The 22,288-nt window shown below is 37.3% G+C and carries 25 protein-coding genes; 9 read left to right on the top strand and 16 right to left on the bottom strand.

Translation table 11 applies throughout. The features are described 5' to 3' along the window. Positions 1–17 precede the first annotated feature (17 nt). A complete protein-coding gene (fdx, locus tag I9192_RS10490; protein WP_004830890.1) occupies positions 18–356 on the top strand; it encodes an ISC system 2Fe-2S type ferredoxin in 339 nt (112 codons plus the stop codon). A gap of 137 nt (positions 357–493) precedes the next feature. Here the strand turns inward: fdx and I9192_RS10485 are convergent, their stop codons facing one another. The 10 genes from I9192_RS10485 to I9192_RS10440 all read right to left on the bottom strand — a co-directional run bounded on the left by I9192_RS10485 (position 494) and on the right by I9192_RS10440 (position 11,005). After that, positions 494–1,930 (bottom strand): adenylate/guanylate cyclase domain-containing protein, encoded by a 1,437-nt coding sequence (locus I9192_RS10485; protein ID WP_004830892.1) that lies wholly within the window; start codon positions 1,928–1,930, stop codon positions 494–496. Positions 1,931–1,987: 57 nt separating this feature from the next. Further along, positions 1,988–2,422: an HIT domain-containing protein gene (locus tag I9192_RS10480; protein WP_004830893.1), complete on the bottom strand. Its 435-nt coding sequence runs from the start codon at positions 2,420–2,422 to the stop codon at positions 1,988–1,990. A 229-nt stretch (positions 2,423–2,651) separates the two neighbouring features. Further along, entirely contained in the window at positions 2,652–6,113 is a 3,462-nt protein-coding gene (gene mfd, locus I9192_RS10475) for a transcription-repair coupling factor (RefSeq protein WP_200150420.1), read from the bottom strand. 66 nt (positions 6,114–6,179) lie between these two features. Continuing rightward, positions 6,180–6,707 (bottom strand): hypothetical protein, encoded by a 528-nt coding sequence (locus I9192_RS10470; RefSeq protein WP_004830896.1) that lies wholly within the window; start codon positions 6,705–6,707, stop codon positions 6,180–6,182. A gap of 133 nt (positions 6,708–6,840) precedes the next feature. After that, the gene (locus I9192_RS10465; RefSeq protein ID WP_005029118.1) at positions 6,841–7,197 is read right to left on the bottom strand and encodes a hypothetical protein; all 357 of its coding nucleotides are present in this window, start codon (positions 7,195–7,197) and stop codon (positions 6,841–6,843) included. A 111-nt stretch (positions 7,198–7,308) separates the two neighbouring features. After that, positions 7,309–8,250 (bottom strand): Dyp-type peroxidase, encoded by a 942-nt coding sequence (locus tag I9192_RS10460; protein ID WP_004830898.1) that lies wholly within the window; start codon positions 8,248–8,250, stop codon positions 7,309–7,311. 201 nt (positions 8,251–8,451) lie between these two features. After that, complete coding sequence (locus tag I9192_RS10455) at positions 8,452–8,934, bottom strand: DUF6678 family protein (protein WP_005029120.1); 483 nt, start codon at positions 8,932–8,934, stop codon at positions 8,452–8,454. A 42-nt stretch (positions 8,935–8,976) separates the two neighbouring features. Further along, a complete protein-coding gene (locus I9192_RS10450; protein ID WP_005029122.1) occupies positions 8,977–9,771 on the bottom strand; it encodes a glutathione S-transferase N-terminal domain-containing protein in 795 nt (264 codons plus the stop codon). 43 nt (positions 9,772–9,814) lie between these two features. Continuing rightward, a complete protein-coding gene (rraA, locus tag I9192_RS10445; RefSeq protein WP_004830901.1) occupies positions 9,815–10,327 on the bottom strand; it encodes a ribonuclease E activity regulator RraA in 513 nt (170 codons plus the stop codon). 15 nt (positions 10,328–10,342) lie between these two features. After that, a complete protein-coding gene (locus I9192_RS10440; protein WP_005029124.1) occupies positions 10,343–11,005 on the bottom strand; it encodes a Rossmann-fold NAD(P)-binding domain-containing protein in 663 nt (220 codons plus the stop codon). Positions 11,006–11,218: 213 nt separating this feature from the next. On the opposite strand from I9192_RS10440, the gene rpsT reads away from it, so the two are divergent. After that, positions 11,219–11,485 carry a 30S ribosomal protein S20 gene (gene rpsT, locus I9192_RS10435; RefSeq protein WP_004720657.1) on the top strand — a complete coding sequence of 89 codons (267 nt, stop codon included), beginning with the start codon at positions 11,219–11,221 and terminating at the stop codon, positions 11,483–11,485. A gap of 326 nt (positions 11,486–11,811) precedes the next feature. Here the strand turns inward: rpsT and ispF are convergent, their stop codons facing one another. Next, a complete protein-coding gene (gene ispF / locus I9192_RS10430) occupies positions 11,812–12,306 on the bottom strand; it encodes a 2-C-methyl-D-erythritol 2,4-cyclodiphosphate synthase (protein ID WP_005029128.1) in 495 nt (164 codons plus the stop codon). A gap of 102 nt (positions 12,307–12,408) precedes the next feature. Between ispF and I9192_RS10425 the strand changes: the two genes are divergently transcribed. The 5 genes from I9192_RS10425 to I9192_RS10405 all read left to right on the top strand — a co-directional run bounded on the left by I9192_RS10425 (position 12,409) and on the right by I9192_RS10405 (position 16,271). Then, the gene (locus I9192_RS10425) at positions 12,409–13,059 is read left to right on the top strand and encodes an A1S_1983 family putative colistin resistance protein (RefSeq protein ID WP_005029131.1); all 651 of its coding nucleotides are present in this window, start codon (positions 12,409–12,411) and stop codon (positions 13,057–13,059) included. A 27-nt stretch (positions 13,060–13,086) separates the two neighbouring features. Next, positions 13,087–13,770 carry a hypothetical protein gene (locus I9192_RS10420; protein WP_005029133.1) on the top strand — a complete coding sequence of 228 codons (684 nt, stop codon included), beginning with the start codon at positions 13,087–13,089 and terminating at the stop codon, positions 13,768–13,770. 41 nt (positions 13,771–13,811) lie between these two features. Beyond that, on the top strand, positions 13,812–14,450 hold the full coding sequence (locus I9192_RS10415; protein ID WP_005029136.1) for a DUF4304 domain-containing protein: 639 nt from the start codon (positions 13,812–13,814) through the stop codon (positions 14,448–14,450). Between the two features lie 199 nt (positions 14,451–14,649). Then, positions 14,650–15,690: an AlbA family DNA-binding domain-containing protein gene (locus I9192_RS10410; RefSeq protein WP_005029137.1), complete on the top strand. Its 1,041-nt coding sequence runs from the start codon at positions 14,650–14,652 to the stop codon at positions 15,688–15,690. A 38-nt stretch (positions 15,691–15,728) separates the two neighbouring features. Next, complete coding sequence (locus I9192_RS10405) at positions 15,729–16,271, top strand: CbrC family protein (protein WP_005029139.1); 543 nt, start codon at positions 15,729–15,731, stop codon at positions 16,269–16,271. Between the two features lie 56 nt (positions 16,272–16,327). On the opposite strand, the gene I9192_RS10400 is transcribed toward I9192_RS10405, so the two are convergent. The 5 genes from I9192_RS10400 to I9192_RS10380 form a co-directional block, all read right to left on the bottom strand. Next, positions 16,328–16,927, bottom strand: coding sequence for a GNAT family N-acetyltransferase (locus tag I9192_RS10400; protein ID WP_005029141.1), 600 nt, complete (start codon positions 16,925–16,927; stop codon positions 16,328–16,330). Between the two features lie 195 nt (positions 16,928–17,122). Beyond that, positions 17,123–17,974 (bottom strand): EamA family transporter, encoded by an 852-nt coding sequence (locus tag I9192_RS10395; RefSeq protein WP_005029143.1) that lies wholly within the window; start codon positions 17,972–17,974, stop codon positions 17,123–17,125. A gap of 134 nt (positions 17,975–18,108) precedes the next feature. Then, entirely contained in the window at positions 18,109–19,146 is a 1,038-nt protein-coding gene (gene fba / locus I9192_RS10390) for a class II fructose-bisphosphate aldolase (protein WP_004830911.1), read from the bottom strand. Between the two features lie 128 nt (positions 19,147–19,274). Next, positions 19,275–19,553 carry a hypothetical protein gene (locus I9192_RS10385; protein ID WP_004830912.1) on the bottom strand — a complete coding sequence of 93 codons (279 nt, stop codon included), beginning with the start codon at positions 19,551–19,553 and terminating at the stop codon, positions 19,275–19,277. A 147-nt stretch (positions 19,554–19,700) separates the two neighbouring features. Continuing rightward, complete coding sequence (locus I9192_RS10380) at positions 19,701–20,888, bottom strand: phosphoglycerate kinase (RefSeq protein WP_200150384.1); 1,188 nt, start codon at positions 20,886–20,888, stop codon at positions 19,701–19,703. A 139-nt stretch (positions 20,889–21,027) separates the two neighbouring features. Here I9192_RS10380 and I9192_RS10375 point away from each other — a divergent pair, with 139 nt between their 5' ends. Together I9192_RS10375 and I9192_RS10370 are read left to right on the top strand one after the other, a co-directional pair. Beyond that, entirely contained in the window at positions 21,028–21,411 is a 384-nt protein-coding gene (locus I9192_RS10375) for a DUF2237 family protein (RefSeq protein WP_004720680.1), read from the top strand. A 20-nt stretch (positions 21,412–21,431) separates the two neighbouring features. Then, positions 21,432–22,025 (top strand): Maf family protein, encoded by a 594-nt coding sequence (locus I9192_RS10370; RefSeq protein ID WP_200150383.1) that lies wholly within the window; start codon positions 21,432–21,434, stop codon positions 22,023–22,025. Positions 22,026–22,288 lie beyond the last annotated feature (263 nt).

The following is a 22,288-nucleotide window of genomic DNA, read 5'->3' as shown; positions in this document are numbered from 1 at the left end:
TTTTTAAGGTAAAGACTATGCCACGTATTAAAGTACTACCTCATGCAACAATTTGTCCAAATGGTGCTGAGTTTGAAGTTGAACCAAATGCCAATCTTTGCCAAAGCTTATTAAGCAATGGTATTAAAATTGAACATGCCTGCGATATGTCTAAGGCATGTACAACATGTCATGTCATTGTACGCAAAGGTTTTGATGCACTTGAAGAAATGGATGATATTGAAGCGGATTTACTTGATCGTGCTTGGGGCTTAGAACCTGACTCACGACTTTCTTGCCAAGTTAAAATCACGGATGAAGATATGGAAGTTGAAATTCCTAAATACACCATTAACCATGCTTCTGAAAACCACTAAATAATTTTTAAAAGTGCTGAATAAAAAGCAAATAAAAAACCACTCAACATGAGTGGTTTTTATTTGCTTTTACTTATTGCTCAGTCTTTAAGTGATAACAACAGACTTAAATGTTCAATGTAAAATTTTAAACCTGCCTAGCGAATTTCATCTTCAGCATTTAGTCTTGCAACACCTTGCGCATTGGTCAGTCGCTGCTGAACTTTAATACGATCGACCATTTTTTCAAGTACTTCAACCAGCTCTGGATACTCAAAGTTTTGCACTTCTTCTAAATTAAGCACCAAATGAAAACCTTTATATTCATAGTCAAACCATTGTTGATTTTCATTTTTACTGGCTGAGTATTTCTCCATGACCTGCCAAGTTCTCACTTTACCTTGAATACCTTTTAATTCAATTGGTGATTTTGGCGCACAGAGATAATCATTTTTAATCAATTTATAGGTTTCATCTGAAACAAGAATTTCATCAATATCCGCAGCGTACTGTAAACGCGCTGCCAAATTTGCATCGCGACCAACAATTGTATAAGCCATACGATGTACAGCACCGTAATTTCCAACGTGACAATAGCCTGTACTTACCCCCATACGGATATGCAATGGCGCATAGCCCATTTTCACCCAACGTTCACGTAGAAACTTCATTTGCTGTCGCATGGCAATTGCCATATCAATGCAGTTTTTAGCATCCTGTTCCACACCTTGTGAATCTGGATCACCAAAGAAAATCAGAATCGCATCGCCCATGAATTTATCAATGGTCGCACCATATTGCTTGGCAATTTCAGTCATATGACTGAGATAATCATTGAGTACAAATGCCAAATCATCAGGAATTAATGTTTCTGATAACTCAGTAAAGCCCTGAATATCTGAAAAGAAAACAGTGATCTTTTTACGTTTATATTCAATTTTCGCTTCAGTATCACCACGCATGATCGCCTGCCAAAGCTGCAATGGAGCATAGCGACTGAGTTGATTTGACAACTCAATATAGCGATTCATTTCATTAAAATAGGTATTTTTTTTGATTTCTACACTTTTAATACGACGATTTTGATAATAATTACCGATATTAACAAACAAAATAATTCCAATAAAAGACAGCACAGAAAGTTCAGGGCTGGTTTGCTGGAAATAATCGTAAAAGCCAAAAATGAAAATAATATTGGTATAGAAAACAATAAAAGCAATCAAGATAGCCAAAGAAGCCATCATGAAAGAAATTTTACTGTTGATGGCGGTATAGATCAGCGCAAATAAAAGTACAAAAGAAACAACTAGACTTAAATGTACTGCTGCTAGTGCTGTCGAAACAACAATAACATCTACCAAAAAATAGATATTTTTACGGATTTTTGAGCCGTATGAATATTCCAGCCATCGAGAAAATTTGGGGCTGGCTAAGAAAATAAAACCAATAAAAAAGGGAACATAGAACTGATAGTTAGCAACAGGAGAAGTAAAATAATAAATGATAACAAGCAGTGCAATAATCAAATATCCCATAAAGCGCTGGAATATTTCAAATTGCTTAGGCTCTTTATCTAACATACGTTCAAATGGCAAAATATTTTACCTCGAATGTCATTTTATTAAACACTTCCCTTGTGCTGTTTTAAAAACTTAGTCCATACGCCAATCAAACGGCATATCACCTTGACCACGCAATGCTAACATTAATGTCTGACGCATATGTGCCAACACTTCATTGGTATATGGAACAGCTTGTAAACCAAATACAGGCTTAGGCCAAGCTACATCATTTTGATAACGCACGACATGATGAAAATGCAATTGTGGGACCATATTACCCAATGCAGCCACATTCATCTTGTCAGCGCGGAAAACACGTGACAGTTGACTAGATAACCAGCTCGACTCACGCAAAAACTGTTCTTGATCAGCTTGACTCAATTCATATAATTCAGTGATACCAGGTACACGTGGAATAAGAATTAACCACGGAAATTGCATATCATTCATTAAACGACATGTTGAAAGCGGAAAGTCGCCTACAAAAAAAGTATCTTGAGCAAGTTGTGGATGCAAACTAAACATATCTTTATAAATGACGCAAAATTAAAAGGATGGCTAATACTAACACATCGGTTTTCGTGTGAATATTGGTTATCTCGTGTTTCGGTACAAATAAACACAGTTTGCTTTGAACCTGATCACAATTACACTTTATAGAATCATTGTTTTTTTTCAAGATCATCTCTGAAAAAATTTCATGATTTTTTCTCAGTTCTGAATAAAGATTATTCATCTTCAACATATTGATAAATTAACGCTTTAATTCAGCAAGCAAGTTATTCAATAAATCTTGCACAAACTGAATGCGCTTCTCATATTCTTCCAACATCACCATCACTTTCAGACGTTGACCACCTTCCATACGGAACCAGGTCGGATGTTTTTGCATCATTTGAATGATACTGATTGCTTGCACGGGTGTATCAGGTGAAAATTCAATCACCCCACCATGTGCCCCAATATCAATTTTGGTGATTTCTAACTGTTCTGCCTTGATACGAATTTGATGCACACTAAATAACTGCTTGACGGGCTGTGGTGGCACACCGAAACGGTCTATCAGCTCCATCCGAATATTGTCTAATTTGTCGGCTGTATCTGTATTACTGATCCGTTTGTAGAACATCAGTCGTTGATGTACATCACCTAAGTATTCATCAGGTATTAATGCTGGCATGTGTAAAGTAATTTCAGAGGTGAGCGAAAGTGGTGTATCAAAATTGGGCGTTTTACCTTGTTGAATGGCTTTCGTCGCTTTGGCCAACATTTCCATGTATAAACTATAACCGATAGCATTCATTGAACCACTTTGTTGTTCACCCAGTAACTCACCAGCGCCACGTATTTCTAAATCCTCTGTCGCTAACATAAAACCAGCACCAAGATTTGATGCTCTTGAAATTGCGTCTAAACGTTTTTCTGCATCACCTTTTAGACCTTTAAGCGAAGGTACCATCAAATATGCATACGCTTGATGATGTGAGCGCCCTACACGACCACGTAGCTGATGTAATTGCGCAAGCCCTAGCTTGTCAGCACGTTCAATGATAATCGTATTGGCATTCGGGACATCAATTCCGGTTTCAATAATGGTCGAACACACCAAGACATTATATTCTTTATGATAAAACTGCTGCATGACTTGTTCTAATTCACGCTCACGCATTTGACCATGTGCAACAGCGACACGTGCCTCAGGAACCAATTGACGAATATTCTCTGCAGCACGTTCAATGGTATCTACTTCATTATGTAAGATGTAGACCTGACCGCCACGAAGCAATTCACGCAAAATTGCTTCCTTCATGGTTTCATTGGTTTGCTCATTGACAAAAGTTTTCACAGCTAAACGGCGTGCCGGTGGCGTTGCAATGATCGAAAGATCACGCATTCCCCCAAATGCCATATTCAGCGTCCGCGGAATCGGTGTAGCTGTCAATGTCAGCATATCGACATCAGCACGCATGGCTTTAATGCGCTCTTTATCTCGCACACCAAAACGATGCTCTTCATCCACAATCATTAAACCTAAGTTTTTAAATTGTACATTTTCCTGAAGAATTTTGTGGGTTCCAATGACAATATCAACTTTTCCCTCGACCAAATCCTCAATTGTTTTGACATGACTTTTACTGGTACCAAAACGTGAAAGTACTTCAACACGGATGGGCCAATCAGCAAATCGGTCTTTAAAAGATTCATAATGTTGTTGTGCCAACAATGTGGTTGGAACAAGAACCGCCACTTGTCGATTGTTCTGAACGGCAACAAAGGCTGCTCGCATCGCAACTTCTGTTTTACCAAATCCCACATCACCACAGACCAAGCGATCCATCGGTTTGGCTTGTTGCATATCATACAATGTTGCTTCAATTGCATTGGCTTGATCTAGCGTTTCTTCATAGGCAAAGCCACTGGAAAACTGCATATATGCACTTTGATCCAATTCAAAACTGATACCCGGTTTTGACTGGCGTCGCGCTTGAATATGTAATAATTCAGCAGCGACATCGTGAATTTGTTCGAGGGCTTTTCGTTTCGCTTTGTTCCATGCATCAGTTCCAAGCTTATGCAAAGGTGCTAAGTCTGGATCACCACCACTAAAACGACTAATAAGATGTAGATTTGTCACAGGCACATAAACTTTTGCATCATCTGCATAGTTGAGTTGCAAAAACTCATAATCCTGATCATCGATATTCAGTGTAACCAAACCCGCATAACGACCAACACCATGATCGATATGAACCACAGGTGCCCCAATATTCAGTTCAGTCAAACTTCGAATCAAAAACTCTTCTGAAACTTCTTGTTGACGCTTACGACGGCGCTGTACAACGCGATGTTCATAAAGCTGATTTTCAGAAATTACCGACAACTCATCACTAATCACTAGACCACGGTCTAAAGGCGCGTTAGTGATCGCAACGGAAAAATTTGATTGCTGAAAAATTTGGAAATTCTCTACAACAGGAATTTCCCCTAAACTTGCTCTTAACGCATCTTTTAAGGTTTCACGACGTCCAGCACTTTCGGCCACCAATAACACAGGATGATTGGCATCATCGACATATTGCTTGACGACCTTAAAAGGTTGCTCTTGCTTCGGATCAACAGGTAATTTTGGCGGTATTTCAACAGATAAATTAATACAGCCTGCTTTTAATTCAATCTGCTCTGTAGACGCAATAATTCTTGCAAATTGATTCAACTGTTCAAACAGCTGATTGGGTTGTATAAAAATTTCTTCAGGTGGCAGCAATGGCTGATCAATATTGTGCCGTCTATCTTCATAACGACGCATGACATCTGCCCAAAACTGAATTAAACCGTCTTCAATATACTTATCTGTAATGACAATTGCATTGCCTGGTAAGTACGATGTCAAACAACTTTGTGTCTGCATTGCAGTTTGGGTAAAAAATAATGGAAAATAAAAGTCTAATCCTGGCGATGCAATTCCCTCTAATACATCTTGATAAATTGGATTTTTCTTAGGATTTGCTGTTGGAAAGCTTTCCGCATAGCGATCTCTAAATATAGAGCGTGCTTCTTTTAAAGGAAATTCTTTTGCGGGTAATACAGTGAAATGCTCAAGTTTTGTTGTGGTTCTTTGGGTCTCAGGATCAAAAAATTTTAAACTGTCGATTTCATCATCAAACAGATCTATACGAATCGGTGCACTTTGCCCAGATGCATAGATATCCATGATGCTACCGCGTACCGCAAACCCACCGTGATCATAAACCGTATCGACTAAATGGTAACCTGCTTGAACTAGTTTTAATTTTTGTTGTTCTAAATCAAACTTCTGACCAACCTTAATATCAAAATGTTCCCCTAAAATCCATGATGTGGGTGCAACACGCTGTGCCAATGTTGTAGCCGATACCAACAAAATACCTTTTTGGGGCATATTGGCAAGAATAGACAGCCGTTCAGACACAATATCTTGATGAGGTGATAAACGATCATATGGCAATATTTCCCAATCCGGAAAAATTGTCGGTTTAACACCATAAAATTCAAGTTCACTTTCAAGTTGTGTTAAGTGCTGATTATTACGCGCGACCAGCACAAACAGTTGCTCAGACTTCTCCGTTATTTCCTTAAAAAGTAAGGCAGCAGAAGAACCAAGCATTGTACCAATCCAGCGCTTTTCGCCTGCTTTCAATTGTTTTAAATTAAGGTCAGAGATTTCTTGTTTAAACATATTTGTATCGGGTCTAAAAGACATAAGCCATAGTTTAACATGATGACTTTGTTGAGTTCAGTGATTTTATTTGTTCAATTTATTTGGCTGATGACTAAATACGACTAATTTCCCATCAGGATAAAACCCATGCCAACCACAAGGTAGACCGCCTGCATAATAAACCTGTAAAATCTCTTGCCAAATCGGTGGAAAATAGCCATTTGCATAACAATTAAAAATATAACCGATATCATGCATGATTAATTCGTGAGCTATTCCTATTCCATCAAATGTTGTCCACTTTTCAAGTAATCCATTCAAATTTTTTGTGAACAAATCGTAATAGTTATTTTGCTGTAATTGATAATCAATTCTTGAATTCAGTTTCCAATCAAAATCTTCTGGAAACTGTGAGTCAATGACTGTTTCCCAATCTGTAAATTTCTCCCAACTATTGTCCGTTGCAAAATCCATGGCTAAGCTGATGTCTGAAGTAATAAAATAATCTTTATTCGATGTATAAGGTTGACTAAAAAAATTATCACCCTCTAGAAATTGAATAAATTCTCCAGCTAGCTCAACAACTTCAACCCAATTATTTGCAATTAACATTATCTACCTTTTCCGGTTCTTGTCATCATTAAAAAACTTTCCGCACATACTTCAAATCATTTATCTATATCTATGAATATACATTTTGCGAAAAGTTAATAATCGTCATGGAGCCTAACATTTATATAATGATTTATTTTTCTCTTTTAAATTCTTTATAGTAATCATTTAGTTTCCGAACAATTTCTTTAAACTGCTTTAGATTTTCTTCAGTATTTCCTAATCTAGCGACATAACGACCAGAGGCTATTTCTAAATCAAGTTTTTCATTGATCAAGATTGCTTTATAAAACAGTGCCTGCAAATCATCAAAATTATTCAGTTTACGATTAGAAAAGTATTCAAGTCGTTCCGCCAATTCTGTATTTAAAACTATACCATCAACAACAAAACCATTTTCAGCATCAATTTGAATATGATGTTGTTGTAAAAAAGCTTGTTCCGCTGAGTTTCTATTGTTTTTAAATAAAGCTGCTATCTTCGTTAACATGTTTAAAACTCAACCCATAAACAATACAAACCGGTATCTTAACAAATTCAGCTAGAAATCGCTGTAAGAAGGACGTTTTCACGCCCTTCTTTGCTCATACCAATTAATGATTTATTCATCGCCCAAGTCATCTAAGAAATCTACGGTAGGTACAAAGAAAAGTGTTCCTGTTACAGCCGTACTAAAATCAAGCAGACGATCTAAATTTCCTTCATCATCCCCTTGAAACATATGCTCCAACATTTGTCGAGTGACGCTAAATTTTCGGGCATAACCAATAAAGAAAGTACCATATTCGTTCTTAGATGGATTGGAAAAAGGCATATTTGCACGCATGATTTTTAATTCATTGCCTTGCTCATCATGCGCCTTACTGACCACATTGTGTGCTGTTTTGGGTTTGACATCATCCCCCAACTCAACATCGTTAAACTTTTTCCGTCCAATCACTTTTTCTTGTTCTTCATCACTTAGCTCTCGCCACTTATCCATATCGTGCATATATTTTTGAATGAAGGCATAACTGCCACCTTTAAATAATGGATCTTCATTACCCACTAAAGCGTATTCAGCGGCAATTTCCGTTTCAGGATTCTCAGTACCATCCACAAAGCCAATAATCGCACGACCATCAAAATATCGAAAACCATTCACCTCATCAATCGGATAACTCACCTCTTTTAATTGCGTATTGATGATATCCGCCAGTTCAAAACATAATGCTTGGCGATTTGCTCGGATATGAAAGAATAAGTCTCCATCAGTAGATACCGCAGTGTATTTAGGTCCTTGTATTTCTTTAAACGTCTCTAATTCTTGTGGCTTAGGGTGATTTGGAAATAAACAATCCCAAGCACGTGCACCAAATCCTAATACAGCACTAAATTGTTCATCAGGATAACGGTTGCTTAAACTACGTGTTAATGCAGAAAAGTTAGCTGCGAAATCAATCACCGTATCGACAACCTCAGCCCCTTGTTTTAAACCCAATACAATAAATAAGGCATTTTCTCCTGGGCGATTTATCACAGGTTGAATTCGAGTTAAAGTCATTCCAGTTCTCAAGTATATTTTATTAGTGACAATCTATCATAGACTGATTTTAAGCTTAAGTTTTATCCGTGTAATCATGATATTTTTCTATGGAATTGATGGTTTAGACAACAACAAAAAAGCATAGTTCACATATTTAAAAAACAAAATCAACTCGCTAATCATATAAGATGCTGATGAATGGTGTTTTCAATCCTTTTGCTATCGGTATGCATAAATCTTAAAACTACCGTTGTGTTCGTATTCCTGATACATCACATTCAAACTTTTCAAAATATTTCGAAATTGATCAGTCTGATCTAAAATTTTGTCAGCAATTAAACGCCCTTGATGTTCACTTAACATCGGTTTTACAATCAGATATTCAATAGTATTAAAAATAGGCATGCCTTCTTGATAAAATGGTTGCCAATCCCCAAAGTACCACGGGACTGTATTTAAGAATTGTGTTTCCGTATTTTGATCAATTGGATCTTTGAGCAGTTTCGTCATAAAAGCAGGTGCAAAATCCAAGCGATTGATGGCAACTAGAAGTCTGATCCATTTTGAATCACTCATATAGGATGCCAACTGTCGCTGCTGTACAATTTTTCGGATCTTCAAAACCTGCTTTTTATAATTAGAATCATTTTTCAATGCATCTATATGATACTGATATTCGATATAATTTTCAGGGATACCCACATTACACTCTTTACACAAAGCAGCTTAAATCAGGTGCTTTAGTTATGTTAACTCGCCATATTGCTTTTGCAAATAATTCACAATTGACTCAGATTCAAACAGTTTTGCGCCTGTATTTGGATCTTCCAAATATGGTACTTGAATGTCCTGCTTAACTCTGCCCATGACAGGAACAATTTTTTCACGCTTTCCACCCTTTAGTGGTACATATTTACCTGGTTTTAAGCGTAAAGCGGCTGGTCCCTGATCTTGCCAACACTCTTTCGCTACATTGTGAAATACAAATGGAATTTCTAATTCCGTCAAAACACCACGCACGATTCGTGTATATGGACTTGCTTCAAAGCCCCACAAGTTGAGTAGCTTTTCAGGCGCATCTCGATCAACAATTTTTGGATTTACCCATACACCACGTGCACCATTGATGACAGTTCCCACCAAAGCAACCACTGGGTATTTCGGATAATGTGCATATTTCTTCGGTGTTTTGCCACTTTTGCCATAATGCTTGAACAGATAATCAATAATAGCCACAGATTCATACATGGCTGTTCCTGTATTTTCATCCACAAAATAAGGAAAGCGCAACTTGCCACCATTTTCTTTGACAAATTGACGATATTTAGTACCACCTTTAGGACATGGATAAACTTCATAGTCCAAGTTCAGCAAAGTTAGAACTTCTCGCACACGGCGGCAAAATGGAGAACCTTCAAACTCATAGAGCTTTAAGGCTTTTTGAGGTTGATTCGGAAATGCTGTTCCAGTCACTCCGCGTCCTCCAGCAGTCAGCGTTGAAGCTAATGCTTGTACAACTTTAATTTGATGATGCACCATTTTGCTACCCTCGAGCAGTCACTCTATATTTTTTATAGAGCGCCTATAAATCCAATAGTTTTTCTTTTGAAACCACAATTCCGTTGTTGTCTGCATAAACATAATCACCAGAATTAAAGCTTACACTGCCAAAATATAGTGGAAGATCAACTTCGCCTATGCCCTTACGATGACTTTTTTGCGGAATTGAAGCCAATGCATGCACCCCCAAATCAAGCTCAGCAAGGGCATCTACATCACGAACACAGCCATAAATAATGACGCCATTCCAGTGATGTTTTACCGCAGATTCAGCAATCATATCGCCCATTAATGCACAACGCATGGATGCACCGCCATCCACAACCAAGACTTTACCAGCGCCCTCTGTCGCCAATAACTCTTTTACACGAGAATTATCTTCAAAGCATTTCACTGTTACGATTTGACCGCCAAACGTTTTGCGTGCCCCATAACTTTTAAAGAACTTGCCATCTAATGAAGGGATCAGCGTTTGAATTTCTTTATCTGGATTGTCATCAAGTAAATCACAAGTTACAAAAGGTACTGTTGTCACGTTAGTTCTCCCTAATTAGGCATTTTGTATGTGTAAATTATCATAAATTTCAATTTTCTGAGTTTGCATTTGTGCAGCCTCGACCATAGTATGAGCCACTTGCTGTGCTGTCACTGGCTTATATTTAAAAGAATTAGGTACCCAGTGTGAAAATCGTCTATAAAGCTTTTGTGACACATCCTCAAAAAATCTTTTTTCATTTCTTTCACCCAACAATAAAGATGGTCGAATAATTGAAAAGCGATATAAATCTAGTTTCTGAATATAGGTCTCAAGTTCACCCTTAACCCTGTTATAAAAAATTGGTGAACCCGCATTTGCGCCCATAGCACTGACTAAAATTAAATGTGTTTCTGTTGTTTCAAATAAATCTGCAAAGTGCGCATTAATTTCAAAATCAATATTGTAAAAAGCTTCTTTAGAGCCTGCTTTTTTGATGGTAGACCCTAAGCAACTAAAGGCATGACTATAGCCATTCACATCTTGATCATTTAATAACAGAAAATCCTCTAAGACGAATTGCTCAACTTTTTTGTATGGGTTAAATTCAGCAATTTGACGACGAACAATTACGGTAATTTTTTCACATTCTGCAAGCGAATTAAGTTGCTCAATTAAACATTGACCGACTAAACCTGTTGCTCCAATCACAATCGCATTTTTTATCGAATTAGTCATTTTTTAAACAATCTCCTAGATTTACTACTAATCTAACGTTTTATTTCAAATTTTTCTTCAACAAAAATGTTGTCAAAGCATGTCAAGACTTGACTTTGCCGACCTCTTTAATCACAATATGGCACTTGTTTACGGGCTGGTGATAATCCTCTGATGTTGGTTTTCAGATGTGATTTCAGCCCGCCCAGACCAATCTAATCAAGGAGTGCACGAGTGGCAAACTCTGCTCAAGCAAAAAAACGTGCTCGTCAAAACGTTAAAGCACGTAAACACAACGCAAGCTTGCGTTCTATGGTACGTACTTATATCAAACGCACAATCGCTGCAATCGCTACTGGTGAATATGCTGCTGCAACTGAAGCTTATAAAGCTGCGGTTCCAGTAATTGACCGTATGGCTGATAAAGGTATCATCCATAAAAACAAAGCTGCTCGTCATAAGAGCCGTTTAAATGCACAAGTTAAAGCTTTAGCTAACTAATTTATGCATGTAAAAAAAGCCCTTTACAGGGCTTTTTTTGTACCTAAAACTCAATAACTTACACAAGGTATCTACAATATTTTCGAATAAATCAAATGGACTTTATTTTTTAGAGATCATGTATTGACTATCTGCTTATATAGCATTTAGGTCAATTAAATGTTCTTCAATAAATGCTTGTTGCTTTGCAGTGAACTTTGACATATTTCCTCCTGCAAAACTCAAGCCCCCACCTTTAAGCCATTTATCTAAATTAAAGCTTATTAGCTTTTCTATCTCTGAGAGCTATCACATTCTCTTTAAAAAAAGGCAATTATTATTTCTACTCACGCCTTAACATGATGTGAAATCAAAACTGTTGCTGTTGACAATATTCCTTCCTGACGCCCTGTAAAACCTAATTTTTCTGTGGTTGTTGCTTTCACACTAATTTGAGTTACTTCAACATCTAACACATCAGCGATACTTTGACGCATTTCCAAATTGTGCTTGGCTAATTTTGGACGCTCACAAGCAACCGTAATATCGGCATTATTCAACACATAGCCACGATCTAAAACCAATTGATAAACGTGTTTTAATAATTTTCGGCTATCTGCTCCTTTAAATTCTGCATCCGTATCAGGAAAATGCTGCCCAATATCACCAAGTGCCAATGCGCCTAACAAGGCATCACACAATGCATGAAGTACTACATCACCATCTGAGTGGGCTTTTAAGCCATGAGTATGAGGAATTTGAATACCTGCCAAAGTGACAAAATCACCCTCTTCAAAGGCGTGTACATCCATTCCTTGCCCTATACGAATCGGTATGCTCATTTTCAACTCCCTTTATGCAGTTTTTAAGTTGTAAAAATCTTGTATTCGTACTTTCTCTTTCGCTATAGTACGTATGCAAACATTGTGAAAGTATAAGCGATCATGCTGTTGAATACAGAATTTAATCAAATTAAAACACTTTTATCTGGTCTCATTTTGAGCTGTATCAGCACGTCTGCTGTTTATGCACTCCCGATTGACTGCAAACATGAAGACTCTGCTTTATTAAAGAAACTGTGTAGTACACCCTACAAAGAACTTCGTGGTCAGCTTAATGAAAGTTACCTCACTACCTATCTGGTTACTGATGCGCCTGTACGCTTAGTCAATGATACCCATCAATTATGGCTTAACCGTTTAAGCCAATGTAAAACTTCAGATTGCCTCAAACAACAGTTTGATATTCGCCTTGAAGATTTAAACTTTTACACATCGATGAATCAAAGCCTTACACAGCACTTTATTAAATATGAACATGGAAAAATTGCAAAACAACCGATTCATTTGCAAATACACCAATTAAGTAAGGATCGCATTAAAGTTGAAGGGATTGCATACCGTAATCCTAATAATCGCAAAGAAGCTCAAACCGTTTCATTGCTGGCATATACGACCCCTGAAAAAAAGAATGAAATCTTAGACAACGAACACGACTGTAAATACACATTAAACTTCCAAAAAGCGATTTTATCTGTTTCCACACAACAAAAAGGTTGTGAACGTTTTAGTGGTATCTATCGCCTTTATGATTAGCAATTAAAACACGATCAGGAGAAAATAATGAATATAAAACTTGAGCTTGATCCAGAAAAATTAGCGATATTATCAGAATGCATACAAAACTATGATGTGGGTTCAGACCAAGATGAATGGCCGAATAATATTCTTTCACGTTTTACCCAAGTCTATAATGATGGAACGATTACAAAACATCCAACACGTCTAAATCACATAATTGATGAGAACGAATTAGCGTTGTGCCAAAAGCTCAGTACTCAAATTACCAAGATTATGGCAAATGTAGAAGTTGGCATGGGATCAAATTCTGGTGATTATTTTCAAGCATTTTATATCGCCTATGCAAATGGTTTAAGCAATAAGACAATTAGCGCTGAGCTCATTCAACACGCATTTGCCAATACGATTTTTCCGCTTGCAACAATTACGGTAGAACCATTCTCTACGAATACAATATGGTGGAATGAAGTTGAGCAAGATGGTGAAGGATCACCTGAAAGTTATTTTGAACCTTGGCAAAATATGCGAGCTTGGTTTACTCAACAACAAGATTTTATTGACTCCGCCTTTATCCGTATCGGTGATGCAACATTATTAGAGCAAATTGATGATAAAAACTATCCCAAAGGAACAGTGATTACGGGTTGTGTATTACCAAGGCTTGCCTTAGGTTTAACAGCCAATGGGAGCTTAATAGGGTTGTTTGGTTATGTTGTCCAAACTTAGTTTTTTCTAACATATTCAACCAAACTTGGGCGATATTTAACATGGATAAAAAATTTATTTCGCTACTATTACGTAATCAATTCTATCCACTTTTAAAAGCACAAGGCTTTACTAAAAAAGCTGATGTATTCTGGCAAGTGGATGGTGAAGTGATTCGAATTGTTGATATTCAGCATTTCAAAAAAAGACACTGTTTTCAAATTAATCTAGGCATACATCTTATTCCATTAGGTGAATATGTAATGGGTTGTACGGGGAGACGCTTAGAGTTTGAAAAAATGCGTGATTATGACTGCGCATGGCGTGGTTCAATTATTTCTGGTTTAGTGAATGACTATGATAGTGATTGGTCATATACCCAATCAGAGCAAGATGCGATTCAAATGGTTGAATTTTTAGTTTCTGAATGGGATCGCCAAAGTCAGCTTTTTTTTGGAAAAATGGCGCAATGGCCAGAAGATTTCATCAAAAAGGCAACACAGGCAATCAAAGAACCTATACATCCAAGTGAAATGTGTACTTTATGCTATGTCTCTGCTGCTGCAGGTGATTTGGAACTGGTAAAAGATTTAGCAGAAGTTGCACTTCCCTCTGTCCCTGAGCGTGCAACATCCTTGAAAGCCCGTTTAGAAGCTTTCCTTCAAGACCCAAGTTTGGCTATTCCGCAAATCACCCAATGAATCTCTAAATTCAAACTCAGTGTTTATTCATCAAATTGAAATATTTGTTATATTTTCTAACAACTTTAAATATACGATTTAAATCATTACACTTTATTTCCCGCCCCATTTCACTTATATATAAGTATATATAAATAGTCTGATGACATATTTGTTGTAAATACCGAACACCAAATGATAGAGGATAAAAGGTGTTGCTATGGATTTGAACATGTATATCACCAATAAGTTTAAGAATTTCAATGAGTTTCTAGAAACTCATTGGCATGACTACCCCAATAAATACAAAGAAATCCAAACCTTGTTGTTTTTTCAGGCTTACACCACTACCCCATTTTCTGATAAATTTGAAATCAACATTTACCAAGCTTTAAAATATCCAACACTTAGACATTATTTCCAACTAATTGAAAAATATATTAATACCCCGCCGAAACAACTTTTTCCAAGCTCATTTCATCGCCCTTATGAACACATTTTAAATGAATTAAAATACTTGAGTTTCTATCAGGATCCTTTTGAGGTTCATAAAAAATTAGAAAAAATCAGAGATACCTTCAATAAAATTTCTATACCTGTTTCAAGCCATGACATTTATAGAGACATTTTGCAGCAACTTAGCGCGAGCTTTGAATATATTGCAAACCCCAAAGTTGCAAATGATCTAAAAACCAAACTGATTTATCAATGGCAAGATATTCATAATTTAGAAACCGTAACGGCTTATAAATCATTAGAAAAAATTAAAAATACTTTAAAAAATTATCAACAGATTGCTCACTCTGACTTCTATTTGAATCTGATACAACTGGGTGAAAATCAAAGGGTCGAATTTAAAGAGCGCACTACAGATTTACTCACCAATCGTAAATCTGACAAATGGGTGAAAGCCTGTTTTGCCTTTATGAATACAAGAAATGGTTATGTGTTTATTGGGGTAGCTGATGATCTAAAAATCGTGGGGGTTGAACAGGAACTTGCTGAACATTTTAATGATTCACTTGATTTAATGAAAAGAAGTTTGATTGATAAACTTGCCCATGAAAGCAATAAAATCTCAAATATTTACACGACTTTGGAAGAAATACAGATTCAAGGAAAAACTATATTGGTGTTCAAATGTAATAAGTCCGATCGCCCTTTATACTATAAAGGTGAATTATTTATGCGAACCAATGGACAAACAACACGAGTCCCACCTGAACTTATCGAAAGTTTTCGTGTAGAATTTTATTGTTAGCCTCGTTACTTAAAACATTGATCGAGAAGAATTAAAATATGAATTATCCCCAGTTTAAATATCATTCCAATGCATACAAACTGAATCTGTTTGAAAAAGAAAATGGTATTTGTTCGATTTGCAATGAACAACGTGATTTAAAGTACGTATGTTCTTTCTATAGCGTAGATGAACCCGATTATATCTGTCCGTGGTGTATTGCCAATGGTGCAGCAGCACAAAAATATGATGGTGAATACAATGATTACTGTAGCATTGAAGGCGTTTCTTCAAACCCAGATGATGCATCCCCGAAAATCGATCCTGAATTTTTAAATGAAATCTGTACCCGAACACCAAGTTATCATAGTTGGCAACAAGAAGTTTGGTTGGTACACTGCAATGAGCCATGCCAGTTTATCGCTTATGCAGATAGTGAAATGCTTAAACCGATTTGGGAAGAAGTCCAAGCCGATATCGAAGAAAATGGTTATCCAGTAGAGCTTATCCAGGATCACCTCAGGATCGATGGTGATTTAACAGGTTATCTGTTTCAATGCCTTCATTGCCAACAACATCGCTTACATATCGATTGTAGTTAAAAAGAGAAATAAAACAGCATACTTGTGGCTCAATAAATAGTAACTTTATCAATCGCCTAGCGAGATAATAATTGAGTCAAATGCTGTTTAATCTCAAGCCACTCTTCTTTCAAAATACTATACATCACCGTATCTCGAACAGAGCCATCTTTTCTTAGGGCATCTTGACGTAGAATACCATCACGTTGAGCACCCAATCGTTCAATTGCTTTTTGACTCTTTACATTGCGTATATCCGTACGTAAGGCAACTGAATTGGCGTGCAAAGTCTCAAAAGCATATTGAAGAAGTAAAAATTTACAACTGGTATTGATGTGGCTACGTTGAGCAGATTGGGCATACCAGGTATAACCAATCTCAACCCGACGTACATCCCAAACAAAATCTCTAAAACTGGTTGTACCGACGATACGATGTGTATGTTGATCTAAAACTACAAATGGAACACGTAAACCTTGTGACTTTTGCTCAAGCGCTTTAGCGATATAAGTCTGAATCTGCGTGTAATGTGGCACCGAAGTATATTCTAGCTGCCATAGTTTTCCATCTTTACATACCTCGATTAGCGCCTTTTCGTGCTCAACCTGCAAGGGCAACAGCTGTACATGCGGTGTTTGCAAGGCTGCATAAAGCGGTGAAAAAATATCTTGATTCATAGCAGTTACACCGATGTAGAGGAAGCTCCCCGATTGTCCGCTATATTTTTGAATCTTTTATGATCAAAATATGAAGTTCTCATGACAACTTTTCAAACGAAGGCAAGAGATTATTTTTTAGACCATGATTCCACAACGCAATTCGTTAAAAATTTGAAAATTTAAAACGCTAAAGCCACAGGTTAATTTTAGAATCTAAATCGCCAACGCTAGGCAAATCACACCGAGTAAACCCAAAACTAAACCTAAAGCTGTAACAACTTTGAGTTTTTCTTTAAAAATTACCAAACCTGCCATCACCCCCATTAAGACCACCAAAATATTCATTCCAGCAAAAACAACTGCAGGAGAATCTTTGAGTAAAAGATGAGCTTTGACATACAATGCAATATTGGCAAAATTTAAAACGCCTAACGCCAGTCCTGCACATAAATTTTGGATTTTCCATTGTGTCTTTTGAAGTACTAAATAGCCTATTGATAAGACAAAAGAACAGATAAACATCAGGGTGAGTGTGACTGGAAATTGAAGCCCCAAACTGGTTGTATATTTCAATAAAATATCAACTAAGGCATAGCCTCCCCATACACTGAGTAAGTAAAGCATGCCCTTTTTATTAATAGATTGATTTGATGCATCCGAATGTGAAAGTACAATACATAAAACTGCAAAAATCCCTAAACCAATACCGATTATTTTTAATTGGTTGAACTGTTCTTGAAATAAAAAATATGCAGCCAAAAGTGATAAAACAACCGATAAACGCTGAGCGATTTCAGTTCTCAGTATTCCTGCACTTTGTAATGATTTAGACAAACAAAAGAAAATACTCGGTAATACAACCCCAAGCCCAACAATCAACCACCAAGGTGTATTTGAAATTGAAATATGCACCAAATCTGGCTTAAACCAAAGATAACTCAATAAACTTGCAATCGCATAATTCCAAGCAATCATCTGTAATGCATCAAAGCCTTTTTGTTTGGTAAATTTTAAAAGCATTGAGACCAACACACTACATAAAGCTGCTGAAAATATGATTTCCATAATTGAGTTTCATCCGATCAGTTTGTTGGAGAAATTTTCGAAAAATTTATCCCAGAATAACGTTGTCTAACATTTAGCCAGCAAAAAGCCCACTACACTAGAGTGGGCTTTCTATGTTCAATCATTTTTAAAAATTATTTATAACGATCAACCATTTTTTCTAAAGAAATTGGGCGAATTTTGTCTGCATTACCCGCAGTACCAAATGCTGTGTAACGATCTACACAAATTTGTTTCATTGCTTCGACAGTTTCACCAAAGAATTTACGTGGATCAAATTCACTTGGTTTTTCAGCCATCATACGACGCATTGCACCTGTAGAAGCTAAACGTAAATCTGTATCAATATTGATTTTACGTACACCATGTTTGATGGCTTCAACTAATTGCTCAACAGGAACACCATAAGTTTCTTTGATGTCGCCGCCATATTGGTTAATCACAGCCAACCACTCTTGTGGTACAGAGCTTGAGCCATGCATAACAAGGTGAGTATTTGGAAGTGCTGCATGAATTTCTTTAATACGATCAATCGCTAAGATGTCGCCTGTAGGTGGACGTGTAAATTTGTAAGCACCATGCGAAGTACCAACAGCAATAGCTAAAGCATCAACATTGGTATCAGATACAAATTGGCGAGCTTCTTCAACAGAAGTTAGCAATTGAGAATGATCAAGAACGCCTTCAGCGCCCACACCATCTTCTTCGCCTGCCATACCTGTTTCAAGGCTGCCTAAACAACCAATTTCACCTTCTACCGAAACACCACAAGCATGTGCCATTTCAACAGTACGGCGAGTTACATCGACATTATATTCATAAGAGGTTGGTGTTTTACCATCAGCACCCAATGAACCATCCATCATCACTGATGAAAAGCCTAGTTGGATTGAGCGTTGGCAAACGTCTGGGCTTGTACCATGATCTTGGTGCATCACCACTGGAATATGCGGCCACTCTTCGATCGCAGCTAGAATTAGATGACGTAAAAACGGTGCACCTGCATACTTACGCGCACCAGCAGAAGCTTGCACGATTACAGGCGAATTTGTTTCGTCAGCGGCTAACATAATTGCGCGCATTTGTTCTAAGTTGTTTACATTAAACGCTGGAACACCGTAGCTATGCTCACCGGCATGATCCAAGAGTTGGCGCAATGAAATAAGAGCCATAATATCCTCCCAAGTAATGCCCCATATTCTACATGCTGATTTATTTCAATTCAGCAACAATATTGACTATTTCATAAAAAATCCCCGCGTTTGCGAGGACTTTTAACAAATAACAACATTTAAAAAAATTATTGAGCTTTAGGCGCTTCTTCTTCTGTCGCTGGAGTTGCTGCATCAGCAGGTGCATTGGCTTTCTCAGCAGGAACATCAGTATTTTTTTCATCCAAAACAGGTTGATCAATTGCATCAATCGCAGCTTGTTGTTCTGGAGTCGTATTTGCTGATTCAGTTGCAACAGCTTCAGAAGTAGAAGTTTGTTCCGAAGCTGGCGCTTGTTCTTTTTTAGAACATGCTGTAAGTGCCAAAGGAGCAAGAATAAGAGCGACAAGTGCAAATTTTAATTTCATCACATTTCCCAGTGTTGGTGATTGGATTTATCTTAGTTTATTGCAGTTATATTTCATTTTTATTACTTTAAAGTGAATCAACTTTATGAAAAAAGGCTGACACATGGTCAGCCCTTCATAAAAACGTCATCATTGCTTAAATATCAATTATGCACGCTCAAGCAAAACTGCAACTGCTGGAAGGGTTTTTCCTTCAACAAACTCAAGGAATGCACCACCACCTGTTGAAATATAACCAATTTTGTCAGCAACTTCATATTTATCAATTGCAGCTAAAGTATCACCACCACCTGCAATCGAGAATCCTGCCGATTCAGCAATTGCCAATGAAAGTGTCTTTGTACCTTCACCAAATTGATCAACTTCAAAAACGCCAACTGGACCATTCCAAAGAATTGTTTTCGACGTCTTTAAAATCTCTGCAAACATTTGCGCTGTTTCTGGACCAACATCTAAAATCATGTCATTGTCAGCAACATCTTCAACCTTTTTAACCACTGCTTTCGCTTTTGCCAATGAACCTAAGAAGTCTGCAAAATCGATTTCTGCAGCATCCGCAACCACAACATCTGTAGGAAGTGGAACGGATACTTTAGCAGCGATTGCTTTAGCGGTATCAATTAAATCATTTTCGCATAATGATTTGCCGACATTGAAACCCGCTGCGGCTAAGAAAGTATTGGCAATTCCGCCACCCACAATCAATTGATCGCAAATGTCTGAAAGTGATGTTAAAACATCAAGCTTGGTTGAAACTTTTGAACCTGCAACAATTGCAACCATTGGCTTTTCTGGTGTTTGAAGTGCACGACCTAAAGCATCTAATTCTGCTGCAAGTAATGGACCTGCTGCTGCAACTTTTGCTAAACGAGCAACACCTTCAGTTGAAGCTTCCGCACGGTGCGCAGTACCAAATGCATCCATGACAAATACATCGCAAAGTGCCGCATATTTTGCTGCAAGATCAGCATTATTTTTCTTTTCACCGACATTGAAACGACAGTTTTCAAGTAAAACAACTTGACCTGCTGCAACCTCAACACCATCTAAATATTCTGTAAATAATTTAACTTCCTGACTCAATGCCTCAGTCAAATAAGCTGCTACAGGAGCCAATGATTGTTCTTCTTTTGGTTCACCTTCAACTGGACGACCAAGGTGAGAATAAACCATTACCGCAGCCCCTTTCTCAAGAGCTAATTTAATAGTTGGTAATGCAGCGCGTAAACGTGCATCACTGGTAATCACACCATTTTTAACAGGTACGTTTAAGTCTTCACGAATAAGTACACGCTTGCCTGTTAAATCGAGGTCAGTCATACGCTGAAAATTCATGTATAGCTCTCTTATAGATATTAAAAATCGCGTAGATTCTAAATGATTACACAAAAAAAGGTTAGATACTTTTGTAGAAAAGCTGTAGAAATGTTGAGATTTGATTATTATAGGACAAACTTTTTAATTTTATACGCTTATGTCTTTTCATCCAGATCCTAAAATCAATGGTTTAAATGTTTTAGGTGAGCCTTTAGCAAGTTGTTGCTTTTCACCCATCACAGGTTATTTTCGTAATGGTTTTTGTCACACAGCCACAACGGATTTAGGTCAACATACCGTATGTGCTGAAATGACCTCTGAATTTCTCAATTTTTCTCAAAAAGTGGGTAATGATTTAATTACACCTCTTCCTGAACACGGCTTTCCTGGACTTCAACCTGGAGATTTCTGGTGCTTATGTGTGACTCGTTGGGTTGAAGCTTACCAAAATGACATGGCGCCTCGAGTGAAACTACAAGCATGCCATCAAGCTGTTCTGGCGTATGTGCCTTTAGATCTTTTAATGGAATACGCAGTATAACTGGGCTGATAAGACGAAACATGACTCATTCTGAAATTATTTTGGCATCTTCCAGTCAAACCCGTAAAGATTTAATGAATCGTTTAGGCTTGGAGTATCGTTGTATTTCACCTGATATTGACGAGTCTCCAAAAAATGAATCTCATGCAGATGATCTGGCGAAACGCTTGGCTTTTGAAAAAGCTAGAATCATTGCAAAGGCACATCCCAATGCAATTGTGATCGGGTCAGATCAAGTCGCATGGCGTGAAAATGCCCCTCAAGAATTTATTGGAAAACCCTTAGCCGTAGATAAGGCAATTCAACAACTTCAAGCAAATTCTGGTAAAAATGTCTTTTTTAGTACTGCTTTAAGTGTTCAGCACTTAGCTACAGGCTTTGAACATACTTTGGTCGAACATTATCATGTGAAATTTCGTGATTTAATACTTGCAGAAATTGAGCGGTATATTGAAATCGACCAACCTTTACATTGTGCTGGTAGTTTTAAATGTGAAAGTCTAGGCATCAGTTTGTTTGAACAAATGATTGGGCAAGACCAAACAACCTTGATGGGTATGCCCATGATTCAGCTATGTAGAATTTTAAGAAAGTTGGGACTAGCATTACCTTAATTAATGCTGTGATGAAATTATTACTATCTTTTGATTTAATTCAGCTTCGCATAGGTCATTCGCTTGTGTTTCATCGACTACTCAAGCTGGCAAAGACACCTGCTTGCCTTTGATAATAAGTTGCCGATATGCGCATAATACTGGAAGCGTTTTGTGCGCTATTACTTTTTTGGATCAAAATAATAAGAAATCAGAACAAATCCATATCCATCAATCCAATTGAAAACTTTCTTTTAAATCGAAAGGCTTTTCAAAGATATTGT

The organism is Acinetobacter bereziniae, from assembly GCF_016576965.1.
GTDB classification, from domain to species: Bacteria; Pseudomonadota; Gammaproteobacteria; order Pseudomonadales; family Moraxellaceae; genus Acinetobacter; species Acinetobacter bereziniae.
The sequence above is the reverse complement of the archived record's forward strand: the minus strand, read 5'-3'. Positions and strand labels throughout refer to the sequence as shown.

Bases quoted from the DNA above. Each gene is read 5' to 3' on its own strand.
- fdx (WP_004830890.1), top strand. From the start codon at position 18: ATGCCACGTATTAAAGTACTACCTCATGCAACAATTTGTCCAAATGGT.
- I9192_RS10480 (WP_004830893.1), bottom strand. From the start codon at position 2,422: ATGTTTAGTTTGCATCCACAACTTGCTCAAGATACTTTTTTTGTAGGC.
- mfd (WP_200150420.1), bottom strand. From the start codon at position 6,113: ATGTTTAAACAAGAAATCTCTGACCTTAATTTAAAACAATTGAAAGCA.
- I9192_RS10470 (WP_004830896.1), bottom strand. From the start codon at position 6,707: ATGTTAATTGCAAATAATTGGGTTGAAGTTGTTGAGCTAGCTGGAGAA.
- I9192_RS10465 (WP_005029118.1), bottom strand. From the start codon at position 7,197: ATGTTAACGAAGATAGCAGCTTTATTTAAAAACAATAGAAACTCAGCG.
- I9192_RS10460 (WP_004830898.1), bottom strand. From the start codon at position 8,250: ATGACTTTAACTCGAATTCAACCTGTGATAAATCGCCCAGGAGAAAAT.
- I9192_RS10450 (WP_005029122.1), bottom strand. From the start codon at position 9,771: ATGGTGCATCATCAAATTAAAGTTGTACAAGCATTAGCTTCAACGCTG.
- I9192_RS10440 (WP_005029124.1), bottom strand. From the start codon at position 11,005: ATGACTAATTCGATAAAAAATGCGATTGTGATTGGAGCAACAGGTTTA.
- ispF (WP_005029128.1), bottom strand. From the start codon at position 12,306: ATGAGCATACCGATTCGTATAGGGCAAGGAATGGATGTACACGCCTTT.
- I9192_RS10425 (WP_005029131.1), top strand. From the start codon at position 12,409: ATGCTGTTGAATACAGAATTTAATCAAATTAAAACACTTTTATCTGGT.
- I9192_RS10420 (WP_005029133.1), top strand. From the start codon at position 13,087: ATGAATATAAAACTTGAGCTTGATCCAGAAAAATTAGCGATATTATCA.
- I9192_RS10415 (WP_005029136.1), top strand. From the start codon at position 13,812: ATGGATAAAAAATTTATTTCGCTACTATTACGTAATCAATTCTATCCA.
- I9192_RS10410 (WP_005029137.1), top strand. From the start codon at position 14,650: ATGGATTTGAACATGTATATCACCAATAAGTTTAAGAATTTCAATGAG.
- I9192_RS10405 (WP_005029139.1), top strand. From the start codon at position 15,729: ATGAATTATCCCCAGTTTAAATATCATTCCAATGCATACAAACTGAAT.
- I9192_RS10400 (WP_005029141.1), bottom strand. From the start codon at position 16,927: ATGAATCAAGATATTTTTTCACCGCTTTATGCAGCCTTGCAAACACCG.
- I9192_RS10395 (WP_005029143.1), bottom strand. From the start codon at position 17,974: ATGGAAATCATATTTTCAGCAGCTTTATGTAGTGTGTTGGTCTCAATG.
- fba (WP_004830911.1), bottom strand. From the start codon at position 19,146: ATGGCTCTTATTTCATTGCGCCAACTCTTGGATCATGCCGGTGAGCAT.
- I9192_RS10385 (WP_004830912.1), bottom strand. From the start codon at position 19,553: ATGAAATTAAAATTTGCACTTGTCGCTCTTATTCTTGCTCCTTTGGCA.
- I9192_RS10380 (WP_200150384.1), bottom strand. From the start codon at position 20,888: ATGAATTTTCAGCGTATGACTGACCTCGATTTAACAGGCAAGCGTGTA.
- I9192_RS10375 (WP_004720680.1), top strand. From the start codon at position 21,028: ATGTCTTTTCATCCAGATCCTAAAATCAATGGTTTAAATGTTTTAGGT.
- I9192_RS10370 (WP_200150383.1), top strand. From the start codon at position 21,432: ATGACTCATTCTGAAATTATTTTGGCATCTTCCAGTCAAACCCGTAAA.